The organism is Halobellus ordinarius, from assembly GCF_031823395.1.
In the GTDB taxonomy this organism is placed as follows: Archaea; Halobacteriota; Halobacteria; order Halobacteriales; family Haloferacaceae; genus Haloquadratum; species Haloquadratum ordinarius.
Genome location: NZ_JAVQKJ010000009.1, coordinates 25,280 through 39,770 on the forward strand (window position 1 = coordinate 25,280; position 14,491 = coordinate 39,770).

Annotated in this window: 17 protein-coding genes; 7 read left to right on the forward strand and 10 right to left on the reverse strand. The window is 63.0% G+C overall.

Going from position 1 to position 14,491, the window contains the following annotated elements:
• Window positions 1-6: 6 nt before the first annotated feature.
• The 6 genes from RJT48_RS14050 to RJT48_RS14075 all read right to left on the reverse strand — a co-directional run bounded on the left by RJT48_RS14050 (window position 7) and on the right by RJT48_RS14075 (window position 5,341).
• Window positions 7-1,074 carry an ABC transporter ATP-binding protein gene (locus RJT48_RS14050; RefSeq protein WP_311172965.1) on the reverse strand — a complete coding sequence of 356 codons (1,068 nt, stop codon included), beginning with the start codon at window positions 1,072-1,074 and terminating at the stop codon, window positions 7-9.
• Entirely contained in the window at window positions 1,067-2,074 is a 1,008-nt protein-coding gene (locus tag RJT48_RS14055) for an ABC transporter ATP-binding protein (protein WP_311172966.1), read from the reverse strand. The genes RJT48_RS14050 and RJT48_RS14055 overlap by 8 nt, the downstream gene beginning before the upstream one ends.
• Window positions 2,075-2,476 (reverse strand): hypothetical protein, encoded by a 402-nt coding sequence (locus RJT48_RS14060; RefSeq protein ID WP_311172967.1) that lies wholly within the window; start codon window positions 2,474-2,476, stop codon window positions 2,075-2,077.
• A gap of 4 nt (window positions 2,477-2,480) precedes the next feature.
• Window positions 2,481-3,554, reverse strand: coding sequence for a 2,5-dihydroxypyridine 5,6-dioxygenase NicX family protein (locus RJT48_RS14065; RefSeq protein ID WP_311172968.1), 1,074 nt, complete (start codon window positions 3,552-3,554; stop codon window positions 2,481-2,483).
• 96 nt (window positions 3,555-3,650) lie between these two features.
• Window positions 3,651-4,784, reverse strand: a complete 1,134-nt coding sequence (locus RJT48_RS14070) for a mandelate racemase/muconate lactonizing enzyme family protein (protein ID WP_311172969.1) — start codon at window positions 4,782-4,784, stop codon at window positions 3,651-3,653.
• Between the two features lie 11 nt (window positions 4,785-4,795).
• Complete coding sequence (locus RJT48_RS14075) at window positions 4,796-5,341, reverse strand: cupin domain-containing protein (RefSeq protein ID WP_311172971.1); 546 nt, start codon at window positions 5,339-5,341, stop codon at window positions 4,796-4,798.
• Window positions 5,342-5,510: 169 nt separating this feature from the next.
• Here RJT48_RS14075 and RJT48_RS14080 point away from each other — a divergent pair, with 169 nt between their 5' ends.
• Window positions 5,511-6,281, forward strand: a complete 771-nt coding sequence (locus RJT48_RS14080) for an IclR family transcriptional regulator (RefSeq protein WP_311172972.1) — start codon at window positions 5,511-5,513, stop codon at window positions 6,279-6,281.
• Between the two features lie 1,225 nt (window positions 6,282-7,506).
• Here RJT48_RS14080 and pdxT read toward each other — a convergent pair.
• Together pdxT and RJT48_RS14090 are read right to left on the reverse strand one after the other, a co-directional pair.
• Window positions 7,507-8,103, reverse strand: a complete 597-nt coding sequence (gene pdxT, locus RJT48_RS14085) for a pyridoxal 5'-phosphate synthase glutaminase subunit PdxT (protein ID WP_311172973.1) — start codon at window positions 8,101-8,103, stop codon at window positions 7,507-7,509.
• 142 nt (window positions 8,104-8,245) lie between these two features.
• Window positions 8,246-8,410, reverse strand: coding sequence for a preprotein translocase subunit Sec61beta (locus tag RJT48_RS14090; protein ID WP_185193118.1), 165 nt, complete (start codon window positions 8,408-8,410; stop codon window positions 8,246-8,248).
• A 213-nt stretch (window positions 8,411-8,623) separates the two neighbouring features.
• Here RJT48_RS14090 and RJT48_RS14095 point away from each other — a divergent pair, with 213 nt between their 5' ends.
• The 3 genes from RJT48_RS14095 (at window position 8,624) to RJT48_RS14105 (ending at window position 9,569) form a co-directional block, all read left to right on the forward strand.
• Window positions 8,624-8,902, forward strand: a complete 279-nt coding sequence (locus RJT48_RS14095) for a thioredoxin family protein (protein WP_311172975.1) — start codon at window positions 8,624-8,626, stop codon at window positions 8,900-8,902.
• Between the two features lie 146 nt (window positions 8,903-9,048).
• Entirely contained in the window at window positions 9,049-9,198 is a 150-nt protein-coding gene (locus RJT48_RS14100; protein ID WP_311172976.1) for a 50S ribosomal protein L40e, read from the forward strand.
• A gap of 230 nt (window positions 9,199-9,428) precedes the next feature.
• Window positions 9,429-9,569, forward strand: a complete 141-nt coding sequence (locus tag RJT48_RS14105; protein ID WP_311172977.1) for a hypothetical protein — start codon at window positions 9,429-9,431, stop codon at window positions 9,567-9,569.
• A 10-nt stretch (window positions 9,570-9,579) separates the two neighbouring features.
• On the opposite strand, the gene RJT48_RS14110 is transcribed toward RJT48_RS14105, so the two are convergent.
• Together RJT48_RS14110 and RJT48_RS14115 are read right to left on the reverse strand one after the other, a co-directional pair.
• Window positions 9,580-10,173 (reverse strand): hypothetical protein, encoded by a 594-nt coding sequence (locus RJT48_RS14110; protein ID WP_311172978.1) that lies wholly within the window; start codon window positions 10,171-10,173, stop codon window positions 9,580-9,582.
• On the reverse strand, window positions 10,166-11,284 hold the full coding sequence (locus RJT48_RS14115; protein ID WP_311172979.1) for a DUF3179 domain-containing protein: 1,119 nt from the start codon (window positions 11,282-11,284) through the stop codon (window positions 10,166-10,168). The genes RJT48_RS14110 and RJT48_RS14115 overlap by 8 nt, the downstream gene beginning before the upstream one ends.
• Window positions 11,285-11,473: 189 nt before the next feature.
• On the opposite strand from RJT48_RS14115, the gene RJT48_RS14120 reads away from it, so the two are divergent.
• The 3 genes from RJT48_RS14120 to RJT48_RS14130 all read left to right on the forward strand — a co-directional run bounded on the left by RJT48_RS14120 (window position 11,474) and on the right by RJT48_RS14130 (window position 14,443).
• Window positions 11,474-12,817 carry an MFS transporter gene (locus RJT48_RS14120; protein WP_311172980.1) on the forward strand — a complete coding sequence of 448 codons (1,344 nt, stop codon included), beginning with the start codon at window positions 11,474-11,476 and terminating at the stop codon, window positions 12,815-12,817.
• Window positions 12,818-12,890: 73 nt separating this feature from the next.
• On the forward strand, window positions 12,891-13,949 hold the full coding sequence (locus RJT48_RS14125) for an AI-2E family transporter (protein WP_311172981.1): 1,059 nt from the start codon (window positions 12,891-12,893) through the stop codon (window positions 13,947-13,949).
• Between the two features lie 170 nt (window positions 13,950-14,119).
• A complete protein-coding gene (locus RJT48_RS14130; protein ID WP_311172982.1) occupies window positions 14,120-14,443 on the forward strand; it encodes an ASCH domain-containing protein in 324 nt (107 codons plus the stop codon).
• Window positions 14,444-14,491: the final 48 nt, after the last annotated feature.

The following is a 14,491-nucleotide window of genomic DNA, read 5'->3' on the forward strand; positions in this document are numbered from 1 at the left end:
CGCCCATCACTGTGGCTCCGACGTCACGCGGCTTTCGGATTCGGCCGTCGATCCGACACCCGACGGTTGCTCGTCGCGGTCCGCTTCCGTCACCTCGTGGTGGAGGAAGCAGGCGACCTGTCTGTCGGTCTGACTATCGTCGAGCGCCGGAACCGCACGCGAGCACTCCTCCATCGCGTCGGGACAGCGCGGGTGGAACTGACAGCCCGGGATGTCGCGGTCATCGTCGTCCTCGGGAATCGGCAGCAACACCCGTTCGCGGTCACCTGTGAGTGTCGGCAGACAGGCCACAAGCGCGCGCGTGTACGGGTGTTTCGGGTCGTTGACGACCTGCTCGGCGGTCCCCTGTTCGACGATCTTCCCGAGGTACATCACGGCGATCCGATCTGCCACCGACTGCACCACAGAGAGGTTGTGGGTGACGTAGACCATCGCGAACCCGTGTTCCTCCTGTAGCCGGTCGAGCAGCCGCAGGATGCCCGACTGCAGGGAGACATCCAGCATCGACAACGGCTCGTCTGCGACCAGCAGGTCCGGGTCTAACACGATGGCACGAGCGATACAGACGCGCTGGCGCTCGCCGCCACTCAGCTGTTCGGGAAACAGGTCGATGTACTCCTCCGCGGGGTTGAGACCGACGTCGTTCAGTGTCGTCTTGACCTTCGTCCGCAACTCCTCGTGGTCCATATCGCGGAAGTTCTTCAGCGGCTCCGCGATGGATTGAAAGACCGTCTTTTGTGGGTTGAGCGTCTCGTATGGGTCCTGGAAGATCATCTGTGCACGCTCGCGGAACGATCGCAGCTCCGTACTCGAGTACTCACAGATGTCCTCGCCGTCGAAGATGACCTTGCCGTCCGTGGGCCGTTCGAGCTGGAGCATCGTTTCGATGAGCGTCGACTTCCCGGATCCGCTCTCGCCGATGATGCCGAAGGTCTCGCCCGCCGCAACCGTGAAATTCACGTCATCGACCGCCTTCACCTGCTCTTCCCGGCCCAGGAGTTGACGGAAGAACCCGGACTCCGCGGCGTAGTACTTCTTCAGCCCTCTGATATCGACCAGCGGTTCGCTAGACATTGGACCAGTCCACCGTCTTTGCTTCCTCCCGCATCATCTCCGCCTCCGACGCGCGATAGCAGGCGGTCTCGATACCGTCACGTTGCTCCGTGAGTTCCGGATGTGCCGTCCGGCACTCCTCGACCGCGAACGGACACTTGTTCCTGAACCGACACCCCTCTTCGGGGTTCTTCAGGTTCGGCGGTTGCATTTTCATTGCGATCATCTCGTCGGTGTTCTCGTGGAGATCCGGGAGCGATCCCTTCAATCCGATCGTGTACGGATGGATCGGCCGGTCGAACAGCTGCTTGCTCGGTCCCCGTTCGGTGATCTTTCCGCCGTACATCTCGATCAGATACTCGGTGGTCTCGACGAGGTCCGCGATGTCGTGGGAGACAAAGAGCGCCGACACGCCGTATTCGTCCCGGTACGTTTCGATGTCGTTGAGAATCTTGTCCCGGAGTAACACGTCGAGTCCGGTCGTCGGCTCGTCGGCGATGATGAGCTCCGGTTCGAGGATGAGTGCCAGCGCGAGCAACACGCGCTGCCGCATCCCGCCGGAAAGCTGGTGCGGGTAACTCCGGAGCCGCCCGGAACTGATCCCCACGAGATCGAGCACTTCCTTTGCCCGTTCGAGACACTCCTGCTTCGAGACGTCGCTTCTGTGGGCACGGATCGTCTCGAACAGCTGTTCTTTGATGGTCGAGACCGGATCCAGACTCCCCATCGCGCTCTGGGGGATGAACGCAATTTTCTCCCACCGGATCTCGCGCATCTGCTCGTCGGAGATCTCAGTCAGATCAACCCCGTCGAAGAGGATCTCCCCGGACCGAATGACGGCGTTGTCGTCTAAGCCACCGATGATCGACTTCGACAGCGTCGATTTGCCACACCCCGACTCTCCGAGGATACCGACGAGTGACTCCCGTTCGATATCGAACGAGACGTCGTCGACGGCGTGGACGTAGCCGTCTTCGACCTCGTAGTGCACTTCCAGGTCACGAACGGAGAGCAGGGACATCTATTCTTGCCAGTCGTATTTTCTGCAGGGGTTGATCTCCGCACCACGCCGGAACGCGCGCAGGAGGCCGTAGTTGTAACACCGGGCGGTCATCATACTCGTCATGAAGATGTCGCCCTCGTTGAGCGCCTCCAGCGGCGACACATCGCCACGCATAATCCGGCGGAGCGAGTCCGTGTCCCCTTCGACGCGCGTGACATCGTTGACCAGGTCGGGCGATTCGACCCGTCCGAACTCGCAGGTGATCTCCTCGAGGGACGCATCGAGGACGAACGGATCGGCGTCCGACAGGTCGAACACGAACTGTCGGTCGGCGAGCTGTTGATCGAGTACTTCGATACCTTCGTCGTCGTCGGCCAGCGGTTCGAGGAAGCTGGCAACTTGGGTTGTGATGTCGCTCATTGGTCTATTTTTGAGAGAGCAGTTTGTCCGGGTCGCCGTGCTCTGCGGCTACTTCGCGAATCTCGGGCGCGTCGAGGAAGGTGAGTTTGCCGTCCTTGACCACCGGTTCGCCGTCGATTTCGATCGTCGGATCCAGGACGAATCCGTCCAGGTGGAGCTCCGAGCCGCCCGTCTCCTCGAAGGGATACATACTGAACGTCCGCATGTTCCCGATCGCGATGTGGATGTTACCGTACCGCCGTTCGGCCTCGTTCGGAATCGGCTTTTGATCCAGCGGCGCGTCGCGGACCTTCGGGTGGAGCCCGAACATGAACTCCTCGCAGAACCCGACGTTCGGAATCCCCTCGACGATGTCCGCGAGTTCGTTGGCCGTGCTTCCGCCCTCGATGTTCGTGCAGTAGTTGTCCTCGAAGGTCAGTTTGATCGGTTCGTCCCCGACGCCGACGCCGCTGAAGGCGTCGTAGTAGACGACACCGTTCGTCTCCTTCGGGGGGAGTACCCCGGCGATCGCACCCGGGAACGTCGCCGGGTAGGTCCCCGGTCGTTTCTCGTCGGCGGGGACCGTCCCGAAGTCGCCGCCCCAGTCTTCGGGGTTGTACGTCGCGGTCACGTCGGTCCCCTTCTCGCACGTCACGTGGATCTCAGAGCCCGCCCGGGCGAGTTCGAGCGCCTTCTTTTCGATCTCCAAGACGAGTTCGACGGGATACTCCGCCGCCTCTTGGGCGAAAAACTCCGGATCGTTCGGGTTCGCAACGCTGTACATCTCCAGGCCGTGCTCCATCACCGCCTTCTGTGTCCCGCGGTCGTGACTGGTGGCGAACGTCATCCGGAGCATCTTGTCGGCCGACTTCAGCGCCTCGTCGATGATCGGGCCGCCACCCTGCGCCTGGATCGGGTTGAAGTCGATCCACGTCTCGACGACGTTTGCTCCCTGGGCACTTGCCTGGGCGGCGACCTCGCTCACCACGTCCTCGTCGGCGTAGCTGTCGGCGACGACGATGACCTCTTCGCCTTCAGATACCTCCGCCCAGTTTTCGACGTAGTTTCTAATCCCTCTGGCTCTGTCAGATGCTCTCATACCAATCCGACAGAGATAACGATATGTATTAAACTTTTCTAATAGATGGGCGATGCGTCCCCTCGCCGGCGACAAGATTACGGACGACGTATCTGCTCAGTCGACCCGATATCGCTCGACGGCGTCGGCGTCGACAGCGATGCCCATCCCCGGTTCGTCCGGCACGGTAAACGACGGGCCGGCCGCATTCCAACGGTCGGGGTTCTCGACGAGGGACCCGTCGGCGTCTGCATTGAGGAGGCCCGTCGGGTACGCTCGCTCCGGGGTCGCGAGCGCGAAGTGCGCGGCTGCTGCCGCGCCTACACTCAGCTCCAACATCCCCCCGATGTAGCACGGGAGGTTGTGCGCGGCCGCCGTCGCTGCGACACGCTTCGCCCCGGAGAGGCCACCGGCCTTCGCGGGCTTGATGTTGATCGCGTCGACAGCGTTCGCACTCGCCAGGGTGGCAACGTCGCCCGGCGTGTAACACCCTTCGTCGGCCATAACCGATGGTTCGACCGCCTCGCGGACGCGCCTGAGGCCGCTCCGATCGTCGTGGGGGACTGGCTGTTCGACGAATACGATCCCCTGGGCGGCTTCGTTCAGCTCCCGGATCGCACGGACTGACTCCCCCGCAGACCAGGTGCCGTTGGCGTCCACGCGGATCCGTGCGTCGGGGCAGGCGTCGCGGACGGCTTCGAGTCGCCGGCAGTCGGCCGAGCGTTCGTCGGCGCCGACCTTCAGCTTGAACGCGCGAAACCCGTCGGCCGCTGCTGCCGAGGCCTCCTCCCGGACCTCTTCGGGGTCTTTGATCCCGATCGTGTAGTGCAGCGGGAGCGATCGGTCCGTGTTCGTCGGCCCTCCCAGCAACTCGTAGGTCGGCCGGCCGACGTGTTTGCCGAACGCATCGTAGAGCGCAGCGTCCACGCCCGCCCGCGCGAACGGTTGCGAGGCGACCGTCCGGTCCAGTTCCTCGGTGAGCCGCGCCACGTGAGCCGCTCGTCGCCCCTCGACGACGGGAGCGAACTCCGATTCGATCACCGACCGGACCGTCGACTGCGTCCCGCTGTTCGGCCAGTCCGGGTGTGGCGCGACTTCGCCGTAGCCGGTCACACCGCCCGCCGTTTCCGCGCGGACCAGCACGTGATCGAACGACGCCGACCCGGCAGTCGACGCCGTCGACCCGCCGGTGCGGAGCGCTGTCGCCTTCGGAACGCTGACCGGGATCGCATCGAGCGTGGTGACTTCCATCTGCCGGGGCGTTACTCGTGGTCTGCGGTCGAGAAGCTCTCGTCGTCCGTCTCGACGAACCGATCCCGGACGTTGTCGAAGTCGACGCCGACGCGGAAGTCTTTGGGATTCTCCACCTCGTCGGGAACGATCCCCGTGAGCTGCTCGACGCGCGGCACGCGAACCCGCGGGTACGAGCCGATGTGGATGTGCTCCTCGTCGCCGATCACTTCGACGCGGTTTTCGGCGCCGCCGGGGAGATACACCACGTCCCCCGGCCCGGCTTCGATGGACTGCTCGTTGCCGTCGTTGTCCTTGTAGTACCAGATGCACCGGCCTTTGATGGTCGTCAGTATCTGATACATCTCCGGCATATGGCTGTGCAGCGGGAAGACGTCTCCGGGCTGACCGGTGGTCCACGTCACGTACATATCGTTCGTGAGCATCACCGAATGGACGGTCTTGAGGTTATCTCCCGCACCCTCGACCAGGTCGGGGGCGTCCGGCGCGTGGACCTTGAACGCCTGCTGCTTCGGTAGAACGGAATAGTCTTTGTCGGCTACTGGGTTCTCTGCCATACCGTCTCAAATAATTCATTAGTACATATAATTTGGGGCACGAGGGATGGCGAGTGCCTGTCGATTCTGTCGCGTCTCTCTGCGGAGGTGCCCGAGACGGGCTTCCAAACGAGTGCGCCGTTCGATATCACCGATCAATATTTATTATCGTTCATCACCACGCACGAGTATGGCTCGGAAAACCACGAAGGGCGGTGTCAAATCGGACGAGACGCTGCTCGAGATCATCGAGACCGTCAGGGAGCGGAACGGAGCAACAGTCACCGAACTGGCCGCCGACCTCGATTTGGCCAAGAGCTCCGTCCACAGCCATCTGAAAACGCTTGAGGCACACGGGTTTATGCATCGAGAGGACGGGGAATACCGGATCGGATATCGGTTTCTGGACTACGGCATCTGGGCCCGAAACCAGATGGACCTGTTTCAGGTGGCGAAACCACGTCTGCAAGAGTTAGCCGACGAAACCGGATACAAAGTCTGGTGCATCGTCGAACGGCAGGGGAAAGCGGTGTACCTGTACGGTGTCGAGGGCGAGTCACCGATTCAGACGTACGCGCGCGAGGGCGGCGTTACCGAACTCCACTTCCTGGCGGCGGGGAAAGCGATTCTGGCTCATCTCCCCGAAGAGCGGCGGGAGGCGCTGATCGGCGACGGTCAACTCCCCGAAAAGACGAACAGTACAATCACCGATCCTGACGAACTGCGCGCCGAACTGGAAACGATTCGGGAGCAGGAAGTCGCGTTCAACATCGGCGAGGCGCTGGAAGGTCTCAACGCCATCGGAGCGCCGATTAAACGCATCGAGGAGGGCGTCCACGGCGCTATCAGTCTCTCGGGCCCGGCGAAACATCTCACCAAGGAGCAACTGGAAGATGAGTACGTCGAGCGTCTCCTGGGGAAAAAGAACGAGATCGAGATCAACATCCGACATCCCCGATAGCGGTTCGCTCTGAGCGAACGGATTTTCTCCATATAATTATATGTTGATTCTGCTTAGATGAAGCGCTGGAAGTCTTGATTACGGCAAAATCTGCCTTCTGCGACTGATCCCGAAACACCTCTAGAATCCACTGTTAGTGGGTCTGAAAGCAGATTTGACAACTACTTTCTATTCGGTAACAGCGAACAATCTCCCCGAAGTTATATCAGATAAACAATGTATTTTGGGGCACCCTCAGTGGGAGAATCGATTCCGGCAGTGTTCGGTCGGAATCGAACCTCCGCTGTGTCTGTTTTTGTCGGTTGCACAGCCAAACGGCTGTGAACTATCAACCTGTCTTCGCCAATGGCTATGTCCGATCGGTAGCGGGCCACATACACGCCTAGTGAGGATGGTATTGCACACGGAACGACGCTATCGGGACGAGAGAATAACAGACGTACGTATGTTAGTTTAGGCGCTGTCCCCGACTGCGGCGACGTGTATACACGCTCGTTTGGTTCACCAACCGAACTCGATCACTGGGAGGCCGTGTCTCACAAAGGGGGAGGAGACGGGGATCGAGTTAAAGGGCTACACCCAGTGCGCCCTCCATCGAGTGTACCGAGTCGAGCGGCAGGCGGGCCGTCGAGCGCCCGAAGCGCGGTAAACTACTGACTGACCGCTCGCCAACAGACGAATAATACCAATTTTATTTATAGTTAAGTCATATTATATTAATGTCCATAGCACACCTGCTCACAGTGACGGTCGGAGCTATGGTTGGTTCATCCCACGCGGGCGGCGGGAGTTCGAATCACGTCGTTGTCGGTGGGAGAGTTCTCCAGCACACCCACGGCTACCCCAGACTACAGCCGAATTCGATCCCGGGGCCGATAGATCCGTGCTCTTTTGTCTGTCCCCGTGTCTTCACTGTCGATTGCACGAGAACTGCCCACTGCACCGGCCACGGGCGCGGCGTGCTCGACGCTGTCCCCACTACTGGGAGTGTAACCGCCCTCACTGTGGCCCCGGAACCGATCCTGGCTCGCTCGACAATACGACGATATGAAACGTTTGTATAAGTATACTAAAGCTGACCGAAAATCAGAAACATAAGAATACAAACTATTTTCTCACAGAGATGCAAGAGGGCCGTTCACGGCTTCTGTCCCAGGAGCGGCCAGACAAGACTCGGTGGGAACCACCACGATCGGCTCTGTCGACTGCCGGTACGCCCCGAAGCCTACGCCTCGACGGCCATCTCGTCGAAGAACGCCAGGTCGTGAATCCGGCTGTCGTTGGTCAGTTCGGGGTGAAACGCGGTACCGACGACCGGCCCTTCGCGGACGGCGACGGGGTCGTCCTCCCACCGGGCGAGAACCTCGACCTCCTCGCCGACCTCGTCGATGACGGGGGCGCGGATGAAGACCGCCGGAAACGGGGCCGAAAAGCCCGCGACGTCGAGCGGGGCCTCGAAACTGTCGACCTGGCGGCCGAAGGCGTTGCGGTCGACGGTCACGTCCAGGATATCGAGGGTGTCGACGCGGTCGTCCTGCGCGTTGCGGGCTGCGACGATCAGTCCCGCACAGGTCGCAAGCACTGGCTTTCCCGCGTCGACGTGCGTCTGGATCTCCTCGTCGATCCCCTCGCGGGCCAAAAGCCGGGAGATCGCTGTCGACTCCCCGCCCGGAAGCAGGAGGACGTCGCAGTCGGGGACGCTGCCTGACTGTCTGATCTCGACTACCTCGACGTCTTCATCGTGGGCCGCCCCCGCGTTTCGGATCGCCGCGGCGTGTTCGGAGACGTCACCCTGGACGGCGACGACACCCGCTCGTAACATACCTGCGAGTGAGGGCCGTATCGATAAAAAGCGTCCGTTCCGCGTAACGTTGCGGGCATTTCATACTGAGTACTCCCGTCTCTTGCCACCGACCGCCGTCACCGAGGGTGCCCTCGGCGGGAAACAGTGAGAGTACTCAGTCTCAGATCGCGACGGCGTTCAAAACGAGGACGCCGACGCCGAAGAGGAGTCCGAACGCGACGATGGTTTTCGGGTCGATGCGGATCGCGTTGCGGTCCTCGGCGTCGAAGTACCGGACGAGCCCCGCACTCGACATCAGGCCGCCGCTATTTTGGCCACTGCTCATACCCCTATGTCGTCGGTACGCCGCCTAAACGTTTCGGATGCTCGCCGAAGGTCTCGGGTACCTCTCGACCGTCTCGGAGGCCACACGCTCGACCGTCCCGGGACGGTGTGCGTCCTTTTCGCGTGAGGCGACGCGGAATGCCGCGTGAGTCGGCGCGGGATGGGCCGGTAGAAATGTTTATGCGACGCCCCCCGCAACGTCTCGCCGCACACGATGAGTGTCCGATTACTCGATTTCTACGCCGACTGGTGCGGCCCGTGTAAGAAGCAGGACCCGATCTTAGAGGAACTAGCGTCCGACTACGGCAACGTCGACTTCCGCAAGATCGACGTCGACGACGACCAGGAGGTCGCAAATCAGTATCAGGTCCGGTCGCTCCCGACCGTCGTCGTCGAGCGCGACGGGGAGATCGTCGACCGCTTCGTCGGCTTCACCGGCCGGGAGGACATCGAGGCGGCGCTCGAATCGGCCGCACAGCCGGCCGACGCCTGATTCGGCTCGTCGTCGCAGTCGACGGCTGCGACGGTGGCACGACGCACGCCGAACTTCACGCGACCCGTCGCTGCGATCGAGGCCGCCCGCGCTCCGAGGTTTTTCGTCTCGCAAGGGTTATACTCCCGCGTCCGGAAGCGGAGTGTATGCCCAAGAACGAATCCGCCGTGAAGCGTACACTGGAAAAGCAGATCTGTATGCGCTGCAACGCCCGCAACCCGCAGCGGGCCGACCAGTGCCGCAAGTGCGGCTACAAGAACCTTCGACCCAAGTCGAAGGAACGCCGCGCAGCCTGAGACGGACCGAACACTCCTCGCGCGATTCTCTCGTTCGATTCCGCTCCCGGCTCTCTCCGTCAGCAGACCCGTTCTCGCGGATACTCGGTGCGGTCCCCATTTCGTCTTTTGCGTGCGCTGTGCCCGCCAGCGGCCGCTACGAGACCAAGTCGGGGCCCCCGCCACGTGATACCAGAAATACGGGATATCTGTGCAAAGATATTTTGTATCTTGCGCTGTTTCGAACCCATATGGCCGATAAATCTGAACAGTCAAGGGTTAAATCCCACACGGAGTACACGCACACTCGGTTCCGGTGCCGCCGGTGTGGGGTAACGATCCCCGAGGAGGACGTCGACGACGCGCTGTGTGTCAACTGCCGGAGCGAGTGACTGCCCCGGCTCAGGCCCGCTGTGGGTCGATCTGCCGCCCGACCAGGACGAGACTCCCCGCAAGCAGGAGCACGGAGACCGGAAGCAGAAACTGAAACGCCGTCAGGAGGACGCTCGAGGCCTGGATGCCGAGGACGATCAGGACGACCGGTCCACAGCAGGCCGTTCCCGAGAGGACGGCTGGCAGACTCGCCAGGAGGCCCGAGGAGGATTCACCGATCCCACAGGCCGCCGGCTGTGTCCAGGCGAGGTACGTGAGCGCGAGGTTGGCGCCGACGAGCACGGCGAGCAGGAGGCCGATGACGGAGTTAAACGAGAACAGGTAGGTGACCGGCCCCAGGCGGATGCGCGCGACAGGTTCGAAGGAGAATGGGCCGAGTGCGGGCCGCAACAGGCTCGCTAAGGGGTCGGCGGCGACCGTGAGGGAGTAGCCCCCGAGTCCGGGTGCGATATCGCCGATCGCCCGGAGATACACGAGCAGATAGACCACAGTGACGACGCCGAACACGAGACGCGCGTCGGTTCTGGTCCGCACCATCGTCAACGCTGTCAGCGTCCGGGAGACGGCGTGCTTCGACCGACGATCGGGCGATTCGTTACGCATAGACGTTCGTCTCGGGGTAGTAGCCGGCCCAGGCGAACCACATCGCGTCGAAGGTGTGAATCCGGGAGAGCGGCAGCGCATCGAACGCGTGCGTCGTGCCGTCGGGGCCGACGACGCCGTCGTCGCCGTGGTCGTACTCCTGGCGCTCGGGGTTCCGATAGACGTAGCCCGTGTCGTATCGCGGGTCGTACACTGCCAGCACCGACTCGCCGCCGACTTTGCCGTCCATCAACTTCGCCTCCCGCAGGCTCTCCTTGCGGAACGCGACGGCTCCCTCCGGCGCTCGTGCGCCCATCACCACGGTCTTCCGCGGGTATCGGTCGTCGTTCCGCAGGGCCGGAAACAGGAGGCTGTCGTTGTCGTAGTAGCCCTCGCGGGGGTTGTACCCGCCGTACGGATCGCGGCCGTAGTTCTTCGTGTAGCCGGTGTCCGTCGAGAGCACGGTCGTGTCCGGGTGTTGGCGCTGCCAGCGCTCCCAGGTAGTCCAGATCAGCCGGAACTCCAGGAGGGAGGCGATTGTCGGGTTCTCGTTCCACGGCCCCGGGATCGACGTCGCGAGGATCTGCGGCCACCACGTCTCGGTGGCTCGGTCGTACATCACCAGATTGTTGTTGATGAGTCGGCCGGAGACGCCGAACGTGGTCTCCCCGCGCAGGAACCCCTGGACGGTCCCGGTGAGGGGGCAGTAGGTAACTGCCACAGGCGTCCCGCCCAGTTTGTCGTTGACGATCTCGTGTTGCGCCAGGATCTTCTGTGGGTAGGCCTTCGCCGACTCTCCCTCGACGACTCCGAAGACCGGATCACCGGGATCGAGGAAATCGACCGCGTCGGGAGCGACGAACTTCGGGCTATCGATCGAGGGAATCCCGTCTTTCGGCGGGCCGCCCGACCGCGAGGCGTCGCGCAGCGCTTTCGGCGACTTCGAAAGCGGAAGCCGCGCGTCGGCCGTCGGGACCGCCGGGTCGGTCGTCGATCCGCTCCCGTCGGTCGCCTCTGCAGTCGTCGCTGTCGACGTGGGTGTCGTCGTCCCGCCCGCGCTTCGGCCGGCACAGCCGCTCAGTGCCGCGAGACCCACGCCGCCGAGGAACTGCCGTCGGGAGAGCGGTACCATACCGACTGAATACGGCCGAGACGGGATTAACGCTTGAGCGACTGTGCAAACGGTACACACACCCCGTCGCGGCCGTTGCGGAGGTTTATATAACGGGGCGCCGCCATCCTTCGTAACGGCTGAAGGGTGGCGAGTCCGAATCGGACTACCGCCCTGACGCGCGCATTCACCTCGAAATCACTGCGTCCGATGACAACGAGAGAACCCGACACGCAGGCGGAAGCAACGGGGCCGTTGGAGACGTTCCGGCGATTCTTCGCGCTCGAACGCGACGTTCTGGTGCTGTCGCTCGCGATGTTCGCGTTCAGCCTCGGGTTCCAGATGACGAACCGGTTCCTCCCGGAGTATCTGGTCGCACTCGGCGCCAGCGGCTTCGTCGTCGGACTGTTCGGGACCGTCGGCAACATCATCTCGGCGGTGTATCCGTATCCCGGCGGCGCGATCTCCGATCGGATCGGCTCGCGGTACTCGCTGACGCTCTTCGGCCTCGTGTCGACGCTGGGCTTCGTGGTCTGGCTCCTGGCGCCGGATCTCGGGGCGCTCTCGGTCGCCGGCGTGACGATCCGGCCGTGGCTCTGGCTCTTCGTCGGGCTGTTGCTGGCGCAGGCGTGGAAGTCGTTCGGCCTCGGGGCGACCTTCGCGGTGGTCAAGCAGGCGACCGATCCTTCCCGGCTGGCGGCCGGGTTCGCCAGCACGGAGACCTTCCGGCGGACGGCCTTTCTCGTCGGCCCGGTGCTCGCGGCCGTGCTCATCGGCTTGCATCCGGCGTTCACGGTGAGTTTCCGGTACGTCCTCGCGGTCGCCGTCGGCTTCGGCGTCGTCGGGACGCTGGCGCAGCATTTCCTGTACGACGCGAGCGAGGACACGATCGGCGACTCCTTCGCGGGCGTCGGGGAGATCCGCCGTGATCTCCGGGAGATGCCCGCAGCCCTGCGGCCGTTGCTCGTCGGCGACACGCTCGTCCGCTTCGCTAACGGGATGGTCTACGTGTTTTTCGTGCTCGTGGTCACCCAACTCTACGAGGTCGGCCTCGAGGCGACCGTGTCGGTCGCGGGCTTTTCGTACGCGCTGGATCTTTCGCCTGCGGCCTTCTTCGGCTACCTCCTCGGCGTGGAGATGCTGATCGCGCTGCTCGTGATGGCGCCCGCCGCGAAGGTCGCCGAGCGCGTCGGCCTGAAACCGGTCGTCGCCCTCGGCTTTGCGGTCTACGCCGTCTTCCCGATCGTCCTCATCAACGCGCCGGCCACGTGGGGCGCGATGGCGCTCGTGTTCGCCTTCTCGGGGGTGCGGTTCGCCGGGCTTCCCTCACACAAGGCTCTGATCGTCGGCCCCGCCGAGCGGGGTGCTGGCGGTCGCGTCACGGGGACGTACTACCTCCTCCGGAACACGGTCGTCATCCCCAGCGCCGCCCTCGGCGGCTACCTCTGGGAGTTCGTGAACCCGGAACTCGCCTTCACCATCGCCGCCGCGATCGGCCTCGTCGGGACCGGGTACTTCCTGGTCTTCGGCGAGGAGTTCGAGGCGTACGCCTGAGCAGTACGCTCGGGGTGAGAAGCGCGCCCGCACAGGGATACGTTTTTACAACCCTCACGTAGATTTCAATCGTATGAACGGAAACCGGTTCGCCGTCGCCCTGTTCGGCATCCTCGTCTCCGTCGCCATCGGCTTTCTCGCATACGAGTTTATCGCCCCGCTCACCGTGTCGGTCTTCCTCTACTATTCGACGCGACGCTACCATCAGGCCCTCAGTCGCTTCCGCCTGCCCGCGAACGTCCGGGCGGCGATCGTGATGGCCTCGCTTGCGATCCCGCTCGTCTTGCTCGTGAGCTATGCGGCGGTCCTTCTGGTGATCGAGGCTCGACAGTTCGTCGAGGCGTACGCCCTCGTCGACGTCGCCGCCAAGAACTTCGAGTGGTTCGGCGGCGTCACCGACATCCCCGAGTTGACTGTCGAGGGACTCTACGACGCGTATCAGTCGGGCGATCTGGCGCCCTTCATCGACTTCGCGACTGAGCACGCCCGGTTCCTGACGACGCTCGTCTCGCAGTTCTTCTTGAACCTCTTTGTCGTCATCATCGTCACCTATTACCTCCTGATCGACGGCGATCGGATCAGCGCGTGGCTGCTGCGGTTCGACGAGGACGCCATCATCCGCGAATACCTCGAAGCCGTCGACACGGAACTGGAGGCGGTCCTGTTCGGCAACCTCCTGAACGTGCTCGCAATCTCGCTGATCGCGATCGGCGCTTTCAGCGGGTACAACGTGTTCGTCCCGGAACCCGCCCAAGTGCCTTACCCCGCACTCGCCGGCGCCCTCACCGGGATCGCGAGCCTGATCCCCGTCGTCGGAATGAAGATCGTCTACCTGCCGCTGACGATCATCAGCGCCGTGCCGATCCTTCTCGGGGGCGATCCCACGAACCTGGTGTACATTGCCGTGTTCCTGTTTGTCGCGGTCGTTATCGTGGATACGATCCCGGATCTGGTGCTCCGGCCGCTGCTCAGCGGCGAGGAGACCCACGTCGGACTGCTGATGTTGGCCTACACGCTCGGCCCGGTCGTGCTCGGGTTCTACGGCCTCTTTTTCGCGCCGATCTTGCTCGTCGTCGGGCTGACGTTCGCGAACACGGCGCTCCCGCGGCTGCTCGGCGCGTCCGATTCATAATGATTACTCTCGTCTCTTACCGCCGAGCGCCGTCAACGGGGGTGGCGCTCGGCGGTAAAAAGTGAGAGTAATCATTATCAGAGGACGAATCGACGGCAGCGTGACCGACAGTCCCCGCGTTCTCGCGGCCACGCGATGCCGTTTTGGCGCCGCCGTTCATACGCGTGGATATGGCTGAAATCGATGCCGACGATATTCTCCCGAACGACCGCGTCCAGCAGTCCGTGCGCGACGGCGACATCACCCAACTGACGCGCGGTGCCGGCAACCGCTACGCCAGCGAGGGCGACACCTTCGAGATCGACGGCGACCGGTTCGAGGTGACGAGCGTCGAGCACCGGACGCTCGGGGACTTCACCGACGCCGACGCCCAGCGCGAGGGCTCTGAGTCGCTCGAGGCGTACAAACGGCGGATGCAGCGGGTCCACCCCGGCGACTTCGAGTGGGACGACAGCGACGAGGTGCTGACCTACCGGTTCCAGCCGGTCGAGTGACGTCGCGTCCGGCGGGCGCGGTGAGGACGAGACTGCAGACGAGAGTGC